This is a genomic window from Novosphingobium sp. FSW06-99 (genome assembly GCF_001519065.1).
Classification (GTDB): Bacteria; Pseudomonadota; Alphaproteobacteria; order Sphingomonadales; family Sphingomonadaceae; genus Novosphingobium.
In genome coordinates this window covers 373,360-386,730 of the sequence record NZ_KQ954252.1, presented here as the reverse complement: position 1 = coordinate 386,730, position 13,371 = coordinate 373,360, and the positions used below count along the sequence as shown (strand labels likewise).

Genomic DNA, 13,371 nt, shown 5'->3' with positions numbered 1-13,371 from the left:
TGAAACCGCGACGACCTATGGAGGATATGCCCCTCCCCCGGGGCGGCGCCCGGCAGCACGGCTCCCCGCCCCGCAGTCGGGCGCCCATTGTTCTTGCCAGGAGCCCGTCGCGATGCCGTTCATAAGTATTATCGTCGCCCTGATCGTTGTCGGGGTCATTCTCGGGCTCATCAACTCCATGATTCCAATGGATGCCCGGATCAAGCAGATCCTCAACGGCGTGGTGGTGATCGCCGTGGTGCTGTGGCTGCTCAAGGTGTTCGGCATCATTGATCTGCTGACTGCGATCCACGTCGGAAAGTGATCGGCGCCAATATTGATAGCTAGTCCGGGTCGATCCTGTGGTACGGGCCGCGCCGAGGGGAACACCCATGACACGCAACACCATCACGTCCGGCATCGCCGCCCGATCGACGACATTTTGACAACGTACGAGGGGCCCGCCACGGCCACGCTTGGCGAGACACTGCCGATTGTCGCAATCGGGGCCTCGTCAGGCGGGCTGGAGGCAATGTCGCGGCTGTTCGATGCCCTGCCCGAAGCGCCCGGCATGGCGTTCATCGTCGTCCAGCATCTTGACCCGACCCACAAAAGCCTGATGGTCGAATTGCTCGGCCAACACACGGCGATGACGGTGGTCGAGGCGAGCGACGGGTGCCCCTTGGCGGTCAACCATGTCTATGTCATTCCGCCCGGCTGCTATCTTTCGGTGCGTTCGGGCCTGCTCCATCTGACGGTGCCCGATACGCGCCAGGGCGCGCGGCTGCCGTTTGATCGCCTGCTCAAATCCCTGGCGCGGTCATGCGGCCCGCAGACGGCCGCCGTGATCCTGTCGGGCACCGGCCAGGATGGCAGCGCCGCCCTGCCCGCGCTGCGCCAGGCGGGCGGCTGCATTATCGCCCAGGCGCTCGAAGAGGCCGAATATCCCGGCATGCCCGACGGTGCCATCGCCACCGGCGTGGTCGATCATGTGCTTGCGCTGGCCCGGATACCCGCAGCGCTGGCGACCTTTGCACTGCGCGTGGCCAGCGCGCCCGGCGATGCGGACATTGCGTTCCAGCGCGACGAAGCGGCCGACATCGCCGCCATCCTCGACCATTTGCATGTACGCACCGGACACGATTTTCACCCCTATAAGCCCGGTACGATGGCGCGTCGGATCGCGCGGCGCATGGGGCTGCTGGGCATCCCGGGCAACGACACCGCCGCCTATCTCGACCGGTTGCGCGACGAGCCGGGCGAATGCGCGCTGCTGGTCAGCGATCTGCTGATCAACGTGACGTCGTTCTTTCGCGATCCGCGCATGTTCGATGTGCTGGAAAGCGCGATCCTGCCCGAAGCGATCAGCAACTTGCTCCCCGGGCAGACGCTGCGGATCTGGGTGGCCGGATGCAGCACCGGTGAAGAAGCCTATTCGATGGCGATCATCTGCCAGGATGCGATCGCCGCCACGCGGCGCGACATCAAGCTGCAGGTGTTCGCTTCTGACCTCGATCCCGATGCGATCGCCACCGCGCGCGAGGGGTTCTATCCGCCGGAGATCGCGAACCAGGTTTCGGCGGACCGGCTGCAACGCCATTTCATTGCCGAGCCATCGGGGTATCGTGTTGTGCCGGGTTTGCGCGGGCAAGTGGTGTTTTCGGTCCAGGACGTGCTGACCGATCCCCCGTTTTCGCGGATCAACCTGATCTCCTGCCGCAACCTGCTGATCTATCTCAACCTTCAGGCGCAGGCCAAAGTGCTCGCGCTGTTCCATTTCGCCTTGCGCGAAGGCGGCACGCTAGTGCTCGGCACATCCGAAACGGTGGGCAAGGCCGAGGACCGGTTTGCGCCGATTCCCGGTGCCGATTGCTGTTACCGTGCGGTGGCGCACAGCCGTCCCGGCGATGCGGGGATTTCGTTCACCCTGGAAGGAAAGCCCCCCCGCCTGGAAACCACCGATGGCCAGATCACGACCGGGCGCCAGGCCAGCCTTGCCGAGATCTGCCATCGCGCGGTCCTGGCACGCCATGCCCCGGCGGCGGTGCTGATCAACAAACAGCATGAATGCCTGTTTTCGACCGGACCCACGGCGCGCTATCTGCGCGTGGCGCCCGGCTATGCGACGCTCGACCTGCTGGCCATGGCATCGCCATCGTTGCGCACACGCCTGCGACGGGCGCTCAGCCGTGCGGCGGCCGGCGAACGGCACGTCGATGGCGGGATCGTGCGCGGCGGACATGATGACCCGCAAAGCCGCTTTCGCTTTGAAATCGAATGCCTGACCGAGGCGGGTGAAGAGCTCATGATGGTCTGTTTCATCGATGAGCCGACCGACGACGCCGAGGCGGCGGCCGATCGCACGCCCGCCGACAGCGTGCGCATTGCCGAACTTGAACGCGAATTGCTGGAAACCCAGGCCGAATTCCAGGCCGCGCTGCAACAGCGCGAGATCATCAGCCAGGAACACAAGGCGATCAACGAAGAAGCGCTGTCGGTCAACGAGGAATTCCAGTCCGCCAACGAGGAACTGCTGACATCCAAGGAAGAGCTGCAGTCGCTCAACGAAGAGCTGACCGCGCTCAACGGTCAGCTTCAGGAAACGCTCGATCGCCAGCGGCTGGCTTCGGACGATTTGCGCAACGTGATGACCAGCACCAATATCGGCACGATGTTTCTCGACACCGGTTTGCGGATCCGCTTTTTCACTCCCGCGATCAAGCCGCTGTTCAATGTCATTCCCGGTGATCTTGGCCGGTCACTGGCAGATTTGCGGCCGGTTGCCGATGATCCCGCTTTGCTCGACGATGCCCGGCATGTGCTGAAAGACGGCACGACGATCGAACGCGAAATCACCGTGCCGGGTGCCGAAGCGCCGGACACGGTGTGGTTCATGCGGCGGATTTTCCCCTATCGGGCGCACGACAGCCGGGTCGATGGTGTGGTCATCACGTTTGCCGATATTACCGACCGCAAGCAGATCATGGGCGCGCTGGAGTCCGCCAAGCTCGAATCCGAACGCGCCAACATGGCAAAATCGCGGTTTCTCGCCGCCGCCAGCCATGACTTGCGCCAACCGCTGCAAGTGCTGACGCTGCTCAAGGAACAACTGGCGCAGATGGTCACGGGCGACGCCGCAAACGCGCTGTTCATGCGGTTTGACAAGACGCTGCGCGGTTTGTCGGGCATGCTCGACACCTTGCTCAACATCAACCAGATCGAAGTCGGCGCAATCAATCCGCAACGCGCGCAGTTTGCCATCACCCAGACGCTCGATCGCCTGCGCGAGGAATTCACCCCGCTGGCGCAGGCGCACAACCTGACCCTGGTGGTACGGCCCTGTGCGGCCATGGTCGACAGCGATCCAATGCTGATCAAGCAGATCTTGCGCAATCTGCTGGGCAACGCGATCAAGTGCACCCCGCGCGGCCGCGTGATGCTTGCCTGCCGCCGCCGCGGCGACAATCTGTGCATCGAAGTGCGCGACAGCGGCATCGGCATCGAGGCAGGGCAGCTTCACGCGATTTTCGAAGAGTTTCACCAGATCGACGACCCATCGGGCGATCGCAATCGCGGCCTCGGGCTGGGGCTGGCGATCGTGCGGCGGCTTGGCAAACTGCTCGGCCACCCCATCGATGTGCGATCGGCACCGGGCAAAGGGTCTGTCTTCACGGTCACCGTACCGTGTCGCGATATCCGGCCACCGTCGGTCGCGCCCGAACCATCCGCGCTCGTCCTGCCGACGCGCGCGGCGCACCAGGGCACGGCGATCATGGTGGTCGAAGACGATCCGGACTTGCGCGACCTGCTGTCGCAATTGTTGCGTTCGGCAGGCCACAGCGTCACCAGCGCGGCCGATTTTGCCGCGGCGATCGCCTTGATCACGCACAGCGCGATCAGGCCCGACATCCTGCTGACCGATTACAACTTGCCCGCCGGGCACACCGGGGTCGACTTGCTGGTGCGGCTGCGCGCGATGGTGCCGCAGGATCTGCCCGCGATCATTCTGACCGGCGACATCTCTACCGAAGCGGTGGCGCGGATCGCCGGTGTCGACACGACGCGCGGCAAGTGCGTTCACATGAGCAAGCCGGTCGAATCGCGCGTGCTGATGGAAACCATCACCAGCTTGCTGGTGCCCGCAGGATCGCCGTTGGCCGGCGAAGACGGCGCCTCGCCAGGCGTGACCTATGTTATCGACGACGAGCCGGAAATCCGCGCCGCGCTATGCGAACTGCTGGTTGGCCATGGCTGCCAGGTAGAGGATTTTGCCACCGCCGAGGCGTTTCTGGAGGCCTATCGTCCGGGCACGGCCGGTTGCCTGCTGGTCGACGTGCGTCTGCCGGGCATGAGCGGGATCGGCCTGCTCGATACTTTGCGCGCGCGCGGCGATCATGTGCCGGTGATCCTGATCACGGGCGACGGGGATATCGGCCTGGCCGTTCACGCCATGCGGGCGGGCGCCTGTGAATTCATCGAAAAGCCGGTCGGCAGTGCCGATCTGCTGGCCAGCATCAGCCGGGCCACGGCACAATCGCACGGCATCCGCATCGATGACGAAGCCCACGCCGACGCCGCGCGACGGACCCAGGGCCTGACCGCGCGACAAAGACAGGTCATGGCCATGGTGCTGGCCGGAGAGCCCAGCAAGAACATCGCCGCCGATCTGGGTATCAGCCAGCGCACGGTCGAAAACCATCGCGCCGAAATCATGCACCGCATGGGCGCGAAATCCATTCCCGAACTCGCGCGCAAGGTGCTGGTGGCCACCGCCACCTGAAACACAATGCGTTCAATCTGAAACGCATCGTGCTTCAGGACCAAAATCACGCGACTTCGGGCACGGCCTTGCGCTGGCCAAGCCCGACGTGAACATCGACGCGCGTCGCTCCGGCGGCTTCGAGAATGGTGCGGGCCACTTCGATGCGCGCGGGCGTATCGTGCGCCAGCACCAGAAAGCTGTCCGCCGCGATCGCGGTTTCGTACTGGATGACGCTGTCGTGGGGGATACCGATCCCGTAGAGCGCAGCCGACAGCGCACTGGCGCCGCCGATGATCAGCGCGCCTTCCATCCCGGCGACGATCATCGCGCCCAGATGACCAAGCGCCACCACCGGGCCGACCACCGGCACCGTTACGAAGATGCCGCCGAAGAACAGGCCCCACAACCCGCCCCAGAACAGCCCGCGCGTGCCCCAGAAACGGACCCGGTCGCCCTTGTTGAAAAAGCCGATAACGTGTTCGTCGGTGTGGTAGCCTTTGCCGACAACGCTGAGATGGCTGATGTCGAACCCGGCCAGGCCGAGCTCCTTGACGGCGGTCTCCGCTGTGGCGTGGCTGGCAAAAGTGCCGACAGCGGCAGCCGGGATGGCTTCGGGGGGCAAGACGGCGGGTTCGTGCATGATGGCCTCGTTCCTGTAGGCTGGGTACCGCTGACATGCGGGATGGGGATCTTTGGATATGGCGGACTGTCAGGCCGCCTGATGTACCGGTAGGCGCCCCGCGCGCCGTGGCGCAGCCTCGGAAACTACCCAGAGCCTGCACGACCGGGCACACCGCCCTCAGGCCCCGCCGTGGTGGCAACAGGATCGCCAAAAATCCCGCACCAACAGCCCGGAATTGGCCAAGCCATGCGTACATTCCGAGGGTTCATCAGCACAATAAAATCAGCCATTGGAGCACTGCATCCAGATGAAATCACGGATGGTCCGAAACAATCTCCACAATATCTGGTATTTTTTCGGACCGTTTTGCGAACTGGTCAATCATGCGCGGGCATTTGGACACTCCGTTCGCCCCGTGAAGCATAATATTTCACATCACTATCTGGAGTACGCCGCCATGCAAATTTCCCATCGCCTGTTTGCCGTTGCCGCCGTGGCCATGGCCGTCGTGGCCGTTCCGCTGACCGCAACGTCTGCAAGCGCCCGATCCGCCGCCGAAATCACCGCACAGGGCCAACAGGCGCTGCAATCGCTCGAAGCGCGCGAACCGCGTTCGCGCCTCTTTGCCCGCCATGCCCGCGCCGTGCTGGTGTTCCCCTCGATCTTCAAGGCGGGCCTGGTGTTCGGCGGCGAAAGCGGCAACGGCGTGCTGTTGATCGACGGTCGTCCGGCGGGCTTCTACAACTTGTCTGGCGGGTCCTGGGGCCTGCAGATCGGTGGCGAGAAATTCAGCTATGCCCTGTTCCTGATGAACAATGCCGCGCTGCGCCATCTGCGCCGCAGCGGCAACTTTGACGCCGGCACCGGCCCCAGCGTCGCGATCATCACCACCGGCGCAGGCGCAGAAGCCAATTCGACGACCATGACCAAGGACGTCTATGCCTTTCCGTTCAACGAAAAGGGCCTGATGGCCGACCTGACGCTGCAGGGCACCAAGATTTCGGCGATCCACCCGCGCTGAACCATCCTGACTTACTCCCGGCGGGCCGCTCTCCGGCTCGCCCAACCAATGGAAAAATCATGAGGAAAATCCTAATCGCGACGGCGCTTGCGTCGAGCGCACTGGCCGGATCGGCCTATGCCGATGACACCGGTCCCTATATCACCATCGAAGGCGGCGCGGTCGCCCAGCGGCATGTTTCCATCAGCGACGGCGCGGGCTATGAACAGACCGACGCCTTCAAGCACGGCTGGGAAGCCGGTGGCGCGGTGGGCTATGACTTTGGCCATTTCCGCCTTGAAGCCGAAGCGTTCCATGACAATTCGGTGCTGAAATCGCAGAACCGGCCGACCGGAACCACCCCGCCCAACGGCTATTACGACCAGTCCTCGGGCCTTTACGGACGCACCCGGACCAATGCGATCATGGGCAACGTCCTGCTCGGTCTGGGCCATTGGGGCGGCGTCAAGGTCTATGCCGGTGGCGGCGCAGGCTATGCCGACACGTTCCTGTTCGACAATCTGGCCAGTTCCGGGATCATCAGCGGCCATGATCACGGCTTTGCGTGGCAGGGCATTGCCGGATTGACCGTACCGGTCAGCCATTCGGTCGACCTGGGTGTCAAATATCGCTATTTCGACCCGAGCGGCGCCAACCAGTTCGGCTATTCCGACGGCACCACCCGCGAAGGCACGTTGCGGTCGCATTCGCTGCTCGCCACGCTGACGTTCAACTTCGGCTCGCACGCGGCCCCGGCACCCGAGGTCGCAGCCGCTCCGCCGCCCCCGCCGCCGCCCCCGCCGCCTCCGCCGCCCCCTCCTCCTCCGCCGCCGGTTGCACCGGTCTGCAACAACGGCCCGTACATCGTGTTCTTCGATTGGGACAAGTCGGCAATCTCTCCCGAAGCCGCCAACATTCTGGACAGCGCGATCCAGGCCTATGGCAATTGCGGCACCGTGCCGATCACGCTGGCGGGCTATACCGACAGTTCGGGTTCGGTGCGCTACAACCTTGGCCTGGCGGCCCGGCGCGATGAAGCGGTGCAGGCCTATCTGACCGGCCATGGCATTGCTGCCACCAGCATCAGCAGCCACGCCTATGGCAAGGCCAACCAGCGCGTGCCCACCGCCGACGGTGTGCGCGAACTGCAGAACCGCCGCGTTGAAATCACCTATGGGACCGGCGCGGGCAACTGATCGCGCACCCCTGATTGACTGAAAAAGGGCCGCACTTTCGCGGCCCTTTTTTTACCGGAAAAAGGAACCAGCGATGATCCCCTTGTGGCAATCGGTTACGCCGATCGTGATCTTTGGCGTGTTGTTCGTGGCCGCGTTGAGCGTGCGGATCTTGCGCGAATACGAACGCGCGGTGGTGTTCACGCTGGGCCGGTTCGACCATGTCAAAGGGCCCGGCCTGGTCCTGCTGATCCCGCTGATCCAGCAGATGGTGCGGGTCGATCTGCGCATCCAGGTGATCGAGATCCCCAGCCAGGATGTGATCAGCCGCGACAATGTCTCGATGAAGGTCGATGCGGTGCTCTATTTCAATGTGATCAATCCCGAACACGCGATCATCCAGGTGCAGGACTATCTGCCCGCCACCAACATGCTGGCGCAGACCACCTTGCGCGCGGTGCTGGGCCAGCACGACCTCGACGAGATGCTGTCGGAGCGCAAGAAACTGTCCACCGATGTTCAGGCGATCCTCGATGCGCAGACCGAGACATGGGGCATCAAGGTGTCGAATGTCGAAATCCGCACGGTCGAACTGACCGAAAACATGGTTCGCGCGATCGCCAAGCAGGCCGAGGCAGAGCGCGATCGTCGCGCCAAGGTGATCCATGCCCAGGCCGAATTCCAAGCCTCGCAGACGCTGGTCGATGCGGCCACCATCCTGTCGAGCATCCCGGCGGCAATGCAGTTGCGGTATTTGCAGACGCTGACCGAAATCGGCGCGGAACAGAATTCGACCGTGGTGTTCCCGATGCCGATCGATATCGTCAAACCGTTCCTGTCGTTGCTGGAAACGGCGGCGAACAAGCCGGACGTGTCCTGATCGAACAGCGCTCGACCGGCATCGTCGGATGCCGGTCGAAGGAGGCTGCTGCCAGGTCTGAAAACGGCACGCCAAGGGGAACCGCAAGGTGCAGTTTGCGCGCCGTGCCCGCCATGCGCGATCAGGTCATTGCTGAAAAAATTGCCACCATTGGTTGCCGCATATCTTGTGCGCATACCAATTGGTCTGGATCGACAGCCAGCTTGCCAGCGCCGCAGGGTGCCGGTTGATCGGCCTGTGTTGCGCGACGGTCATGGGTGTTCTTCCGGTTTGAATCGGTGCAGCGTGTAACAGCGCGCGCCAAGACACGCTGGCGTGGCGATGGGTCGTCTGCACGGCCCATCGCGCATCGCTTATTCGCAGGTGTTGTACTGATAGGCGGGGAAGTAGATCAACGGCGGCGTGCAATAGTAAGGCCCGCCATAGACAATCGCAGGGCCGGGATAATAGCCGCCGCCCCATCCGCCATAGCCGCGACCGCCGCGACCATCGCCGTGCCCGCCGCCGCCGTGCCCGCCGCCACCATGACCGCCACCGCCGCCACGTGCGCCGCCGCCGCCACCGCCGCCGCGCGGCCCGGCCATGGCCGGGCTGGTGCACAGCGCCAGCGCGAGCACCGCCGCCGTGGCAAGCCGGGCGCCGAGGCGCAGGCCGCGATGATGGGCGGATCGATCAATCCGGGTAACACTGTTCATGGCGAAATATCCTCGAAAAAAGGTGGGGTGAAGCCGGTCGGCGTGCGGCGCGCAGCACCGCCGCCGCGGTCAATCGTGGCCGTTGCCGAACTTGTCGAACACATCGTCGGCGACCAGCTTCTGCGCGTCGGGCATCGCGGTATAGAGCGTTTCGAACGACGACCGCAGCAGCTTCAGACCCTCGACATGCGCCTGGGTGAAGTGTTCATAGACCCGCAGGTCTTCGGGCGCGGAGACATGGTGTTCGGGCTCGGCCTCGCGAGCGGCAATCAGTTCCTGCATATGCGCTTCGTTGTCGCGCATGGTCTGCGCGACACCGCTCCAGGCGGTTTCCTCGTCGGGCGTGATATGCAGCCGCGTGTGCAGATCGCTGATGCGCAGGTCGATCGTTTCTTCGCTTTCGTGCGCGGTCTTGCCCCACACGTGGTGGTGATAATGCGATGCGTCCTGGGCCGATGCAAGCGCGGGCGCAAAGGCCATGGCGGCGCCCACCAGACCGGCGAGCATGACCGGGCCATGGCTACGGCGGGTCGGCAACAGGGCGAACGGGTTTGATCTGTTGAACATCGAGTGATCCTTTGCGGGTATGGCTGGCCCCTCGCACCGGCGCGCCGGGCGGCCGGTGGGGCAGACTGCACGGTGGCCCCTGCATCCCGCGCTGTCAGCCAGCGGAATCTACGCAAGGCCGCCCGCGCGGATCCGATCGCGTGCCATTGGGTAATTTCCGAGGCTGCCCGCCCGATCCGCCGGGGCTATTTTTCGCGCCTGGCGCACCCCACCCAGCGCCCCGCACAAAGGCAGCCACGATGAACGACACCCCGACGCAATCGACGATGCAGGCGCTGGTCTACCACGGACCGGGCAAGCCATCGTTCGAACGCCATGCCAGGCCGCAGATCGACGCGCCCGGCGATGCCATCATCCGCATCACCCGGACCACCATCTGCGGCACCGACCTGCACATTCTCAAGGGTGATCTGCCCAGTTGCCAGCCGGGGCGCATCCTTGGCCATGAAGGCGTCGGCGTGGTCGACAGCGTCGGCCCGGCGGTCACCGCCTTCAAGCCGGGCGATCACGTGCTGATTTCCTGCGTCAGCGCTTGCGGAAAATGCGAATATTGCCGCCGTGGCATGTATTCGCATTGCACCACCGGCGGCTGGATCCTGGGCAACACGATCGATGGCACCCAGGCCGAATTCGTGCGCATTCCGCATGCCGATACCAGCCTCTATCCGATCCCCGAGGGCGCCGATGACGAAGCGCTAGTGCTGTTGAGCGACATCCTACCGACCGGCTTTGAATGCGGCGTGCTCAACGGCAAAGTGGCGCCGGGCGCAACGCTGGCGATTGTCGGTGCCGGACCGATCGGGCTGGCCGCGCTGCTGACCGCGCAATTCTATTCGCCGGGCGCGATCATCATGATCGATCTCGATGACAAGCGGCTGGACGTGGCCAAACGGTTTGGTGCGACACACACCATCAACAGCGGCGACGGTCATGCGGTGGCCGCGCTGATGGCGCTGACCGAAGGCAAGGGCGTCGATACCGCGATCGAGGCGGTCGGCATCCCGGCGACATTCGAACTGTGCGAACAGATCGTCGCGGCCGGCGGGATCATTGCCAATATCGGCGTGCATGGCGTGCCGGTTGCGCTGCATCTCGAACGGTTGTGGGATCGCAACATCGCCATCACCACCCGGCTGGTCGACACATCGAGCACGCCGATGCTGCTCAAAGTGGTCAAGTCGGGCCGGATCGATGCCAAACGGCTGATCACCCACCGTTTCAAGCTTGATGCAATCCTGGAAGCCTATGACACGTTTGCGCACGCGGCCAGGACCGGTGCGCTCAAGGTGATCATCGAGGCCTGACCCTTCGCCAGATGCCAAAGCATCGTGCGGGGAAGCCCCCGCACGATGCGTCAGTCTGCCAGCAACGACAGGCCGTCTTCCAGGTAATCGCTTACCAGCGGGATGCCGGTGACAAAGCGCGGGGTGTGCGCACGGCCGATATCGTTCCACGTCAGCCGCGCCGCCGACCATTCGTCGAGCGTCAAATCGCCCCGGCCCAGCAGGATCAGCGCGACCAGATCCTGCTGTTCATCATCGTTGAGGTCGCTGATCACCGACACCAGTTCGCGCTGCAGATCGTCGTCGGGCCCGAATTCGAGCGCATCGACGCCCATGTCATCGCTGGGGTTCGATCCGCTGTCGGGATCGGATTCAGCAACTTTGACATCGAATTGCCGTGCCATCTGCGCGATCGCCAGGACGGTATCGGGGGTGATCGTCAATTCCGGCATGATCGGCATCCTTCGTCACGGGGGGCATGATGGCGGGCAGGACAACTGGCGGGGTCGCCTGTCATCCCTCGCCGAGTTCCTTGATCACCTCCAGCACGGCGGCGGCATCCGACGGCATGGACATTGCCGCCGCGACATCGTCGATCCGGTTGGTGATCGCCGGATTGTCCCGCCGGCTCTCTTCGAGCAGGCCGACAATCTTGGCGATCTTCTGATCGTTGGAGATCGAGAGTTCAAGAATCAGTTGGCTGCGATGTTCGGCCAGCCGGTCTTCGCGCCGCTGGGTCGTCAGGATCAGACCCGCGACCACCAGCGCGCCGCTGGAAGTCACCGCCTGCAATCCATCGAACGGCGGCGGGTCGGGCGGGCGCAATCCCAGCCGGGCGGCCGCCAGATTGGCGAGGACCCACACCACGATTGTCAGGGTCAGCAACACCACACATCCCGGCCAGCCCATTACCCGGGTCACCCGGTCGATCGTCTGTTGCAACAGACCGGATTCGAGATGGTGCGCGGCGTGCAGATGCGCCGTGGTGGCACCGATCTCGATCACCTCGGGCGCAGTCGTCGGCATAGTCGGCTGCACGCGCCTGGCCTTGCGATCGACCGGTCAGATCCTGCGCTGCTGAACCACGCCCAGTACGAACACGACCAGTGCGACGATCAACAGCAGGTGGATCAGTGCGCCTGCGGCTGGAAAGATAGAAAAGCCGAGCAGCCACAGCACCAACAGGACAATTGCGATTGTATAGAGCATGGATAGTCTCCTTGGGTTGCAGCAGATTTGCGCCAAAAGAACGGCGTTGCCGCCCGCAGGTCGCGAGCGCGCCCGTCAATCGGGGCGTTGGCGTCGGGTGGCACGGTGCCCCCGCGCCGACAAAATTACGGCCTCGACACGATCGAGGCAACCGTCGGTCAGCGCGTCGGTGCAGACCGGGTAGATCCAGATCATCGTCGCCAGCGGCGGCAAAGGCTGACCCTCCAGACACCGATATCCGGCACCGGCGCCCCCTGTGGCACATCGCACTTCGACCGCCGAATTTCCCGCGACCTGGGCCAGCGCAGAGGATCGCTCGGTCGCGGCCCACACGCATTGCGGTGCGGTCGTGGCGACCAGCGCCACCAGGGCAAGGGCGCTGCCAGATGCGGCAAGGGCATGACACAGCATCGCTTTGCTCCCGCAATCGACCGCGCCTTCAACCGGCACAACGCCGGTGGGCCTGGCCCACCGGCGTTGAAAGTCAGGGATGGCTGGTGGTGACGACCGTGGTGGTCGACTTGGCCAGCACCGGGTGGGTGGTGTGCCGGCGAACGACATGATGCACGCGATGGTGCATCGGCGCGGACGTCGCCGTTCGGGTTTCATGCTCTGTGACGGCGACCGAGGTGACCGTCGGTGCGGGCGGATTGCGCAAGGCGTCGGCCTGGGCATTGGCGGTCGCACTCGACTGTTCGGCCACTTCGGCGCGATTGTTGGCCGACATTGTCGCCTGCTGGGCGGCATCGGCCCGGTTGTTGGCGGTCGCGGTGGCCGCTTCGGCAGAGCTGGCGCGTGCGTTGGCGTCGGCGGCGGAGGTCTGCGCCGAGACGGCGACATCCTTCAGATCGCTGCGACGGTCGCGGTCGGCCTGCGCCTTGCGGCTGTTGGCGCTGACCAGTGCCTGATCGGCCAGTTCACCGGCATGCTGTGCGGCGGCGATCGCATCGCGCTTCTGGTGGTGCGACAGCAAGTCCTGGGCAGACAGCAGGGCCTGGCGCGCCTGGCCCTGAAGTTCGGGCGCCTGCTGGGCAACACCGATCTTGTCGCCTGCGTCGATCTTGCCTTGCGCGGCGGCAATCGCGGCTTCGGCGCGGGTCTGTTCGCCGGCATGGGCCGCGACCGGCAGCATCGCCGCCGCAAGCAACGCGGCAAGGCCCAGATTGGGCGTCAATGTGTTGAATTTTGTCATGATATAA

14 protein-coding genes are annotated in these 13,371 nt (G+C 64.3%); 6 read left to right on the top strand and 8 right to left on the bottom strand.

The genetic code is table 11. The features are described 5' to 3' along the window. Positions 1 to 112: 112 nt before the first annotated feature. On the top strand, positions 113 to 304 hold the full coding sequence (locus tag AQZ49_RS04330) for a Thivi_2564 family membrane protein (RefSeq protein WP_067613269.1): 192 nt from the start codon (positions 113 to 115) through the stop codon (positions 302 to 304). A gap of 117 nt (positions 305 to 421) precedes the next feature. Further along, positions 422 to 4,759, top strand: coding sequence for a chemotaxis protein CheB (locus tag AQZ49_RS04325; RefSeq protein WP_197410916.1), 4,338 nt, complete (start codon positions 422 to 424; stop codon positions 4,757 to 4,759). A gap of 46 nt (positions 4,760 to 4,805) precedes the next feature. Here AQZ49_RS04325 and AQZ49_RS04320 read toward each other — a convergent pair whose 3' ends face one another. Beyond that, positions 4,806 to 5,381, bottom strand: a complete 576-nt coding sequence (locus AQZ49_RS04320) for a DUF1269 domain-containing protein (protein WP_197410915.1) — start codon at positions 5,379 to 5,381, stop codon at positions 4,806 to 4,808. A 439-nt stretch (positions 5,382 to 5,820) separates the two neighbouring features. Between AQZ49_RS04320 and AQZ49_RS04315 the strand changes: the two genes are divergently transcribed. From AQZ49_RS04315 to AQZ49_RS04305, 3 genes are all read left to right on the top strand, one after another. Beyond that, complete coding sequence (locus AQZ49_RS04315; protein WP_197410914.1) at positions 5,821 to 6,384, top strand: lipid-binding SYLF domain-containing protein; 564 nt, start codon at positions 5,821 to 5,823, stop codon at positions 6,382 to 6,384. Between the two features lie 59 nt (positions 6,385 to 6,443). After that, the gene (locus AQZ49_RS04310; RefSeq protein ID WP_067613265.1) at positions 6,444 to 7,559 is read left to right on the top strand and encodes an OmpA family protein; all 1,116 of its coding nucleotides are present in this window, start codon (positions 6,444 to 6,446) and stop codon (positions 7,557 to 7,559) included. Positions 7,560 to 7,632: 73 nt separating this feature from the next. After that, positions 7,633 to 8,418, top strand: coding sequence for a slipin family protein (locus AQZ49_RS04305; protein ID WP_067613262.1), 786 nt, complete (start codon positions 7,633 to 7,635; stop codon positions 8,416 to 8,418). Positions 8,419 to 8,771: 353 nt separating this feature from the next. Here AQZ49_RS04305 and AQZ49_RS04300 read toward each other — a convergent pair whose 3' ends face one another. Both AQZ49_RS04300 and AQZ49_RS04295 read right to left on the bottom strand, forming a co-directional pair. Beyond that, a complete protein-coding gene (locus AQZ49_RS04300; protein ID WP_067613260.1) occupies positions 8,772 to 9,113 on the bottom strand; it encodes a hypothetical protein in 342 nt (113 codons plus the stop codon). 69 nt (positions 9,114 to 9,182) lie between these two features. Continuing rightward, on the bottom strand, positions 9,183 to 9,680 hold the full coding sequence (locus tag AQZ49_RS04295) for a Spy/CpxP family protein refolding chaperone (protein ID WP_082701326.1): 498 nt from the start codon (positions 9,678 to 9,680) through the stop codon (positions 9,183 to 9,185). A 239-nt stretch (positions 9,681 to 9,919) separates the two neighbouring features. On the opposite strand from AQZ49_RS04295, the gene AQZ49_RS04290 reads away from it, so the two are divergent. Beyond that, a complete protein-coding gene (locus tag AQZ49_RS04290) occupies positions 9,920 to 10,984 on the top strand; it encodes a zinc-dependent alcohol dehydrogenase family protein (RefSeq protein ID WP_231738761.1) in 1,065 nt (354 codons plus the stop codon). A gap of 50 nt (positions 10,985 to 11,034) precedes the next feature. Here AQZ49_RS04290 and AQZ49_RS04285 read toward each other — a convergent pair whose 3' ends face one another. The 5 genes from AQZ49_RS04285 to AQZ49_RS04270 form a co-directional block, all read right to left on the bottom strand. Next, complete coding sequence (locus AQZ49_RS04285) at positions 11,035 to 11,415, bottom strand: DUF3775 domain-containing protein (RefSeq protein WP_197410913.1); 381 nt, start codon at positions 11,413 to 11,415, stop codon at positions 11,035 to 11,037. A 61-nt stretch (positions 11,416 to 11,476) separates the two neighbouring features. Continuing rightward, positions 11,477 to 11,989, bottom strand: coding sequence for a DUF1003 domain-containing protein (locus AQZ49_RS04280; RefSeq protein WP_067613253.1), 513 nt, complete (start codon positions 11,987 to 11,989; stop codon positions 11,477 to 11,479). A 36-nt stretch (positions 11,990 to 12,025) separates the two neighbouring features. Then, on the bottom strand, positions 12,026 to 12,172 hold the full coding sequence (locus AQZ49_RS22115; RefSeq protein ID WP_156428126.1) for a lmo0937 family membrane protein: 147 nt from the start codon (positions 12,170 to 12,172) through the stop codon (positions 12,026 to 12,028). A gap of 75 nt (positions 12,173 to 12,247) precedes the next feature. Further along, the gene (locus AQZ49_RS04275) at positions 12,248 to 12,583 is read right to left on the bottom strand and encodes a hypothetical protein (RefSeq protein WP_156428125.1); all 336 of its coding nucleotides are present in this window, start codon (positions 12,581 to 12,583) and stop codon (positions 12,248 to 12,250) included. A 73-nt stretch (positions 12,584 to 12,656) separates the two neighbouring features. Further along, positions 12,657 to 13,364 (bottom strand): hypothetical protein, encoded by a 708-nt coding sequence (locus AQZ49_RS04270; protein WP_067613250.1) that lies wholly within the window; start codon positions 13,362 to 13,364, stop codon positions 12,657 to 12,659. Positions 13,365 to 13,371: the final 7 nt, after the last annotated feature.

What these genes read in the sequence shown, in the direction of transcription:
- AQZ49_RS04330 (WP_067613269.1), top strand. Translation starts at nt 113, where the DNA reads ATGCCGTTCATAAGTATTATCGTCGCCCTGATCGTTGTCGGGGTCATT.
- AQZ49_RS04320 (WP_197410915.1), bottom strand. Translation starts at nt 5,381, where the DNA reads ATGCACGAACCCGCCGTCTTGCCCCCCGAAGCCATCCCGGCTGCCGCT.
- AQZ49_RS04315 (WP_197410914.1), top strand. Translation starts at nt 5,821, where the DNA reads ATGCAAATTTCCCATCGCCTGTTTGCCGTTGCCGCCGTGGCCATGGCC.
- AQZ49_RS04310 (WP_067613265.1), top strand. Translation starts at nt 6,444, where the DNA reads ATGAGGAAAATCCTAATCGCGACGGCGCTTGCGTCGAGCGCACTGGCC.
- AQZ49_RS04305 (WP_067613262.1), top strand. Translation starts at nt 7,633, where the DNA reads ATGATCCCCTTGTGGCAATCGGTTACGCCGATCGTGATCTTTGGCGTG.
- AQZ49_RS04300 (WP_067613260.1), bottom strand. Translation starts at nt 9,113, where the DNA reads ATGAACAGTGTTACCCGGATTGATCGATCCGCCCATCATCGCGGCCTG.
- AQZ49_RS04295 (WP_082701326.1), bottom strand. Translation starts at nt 9,680, where the DNA reads ATGTTCAACAGATCAAACCCGTTCGCCCTGTTGCCGACCCGCCGTAGC.
- AQZ49_RS04290 (WP_231738761.1), top strand. Translation starts at nt 9,920, where the DNA reads ATGAACGACACCCCGACGCAATCGACGATGCAGGCGCTGGTCTACCAC.
- AQZ49_RS04285 (WP_197410913.1), bottom strand. Translation starts at nt 11,415, where the DNA reads ATGCCGGAATTGACGATCACCCCCGATACCGTCCTGGCGATCGCGCAG.
- AQZ49_RS04280 (WP_067613253.1), bottom strand. Translation starts at nt 11,989, where the DNA reads ATGCCGACGACTGCGCCCGAGGTGATCGAGATCGGTGCCACCACGGCG.
- AQZ49_RS22115 (WP_156428126.1), bottom strand. Translation starts at nt 12,172, where the DNA reads ATGCTCTATACAATCGCAATTGTCCTGTTGGTGCTGTGGCTGCTCGGC.
- AQZ49_RS04275 (WP_156428125.1), bottom strand. Translation starts at nt 12,583, where the DNA reads ATGCTGTGTCATGCCCTTGCCGCATCTGGCAGCGCCCTTGCCCTGGTG.
- AQZ49_RS04270 (WP_067613250.1), bottom strand. Translation starts at nt 13,364, where the DNA reads ATGACAAAATTCAACACATTGACGCCCAATCTGGGCCTTGCCGCGTTG.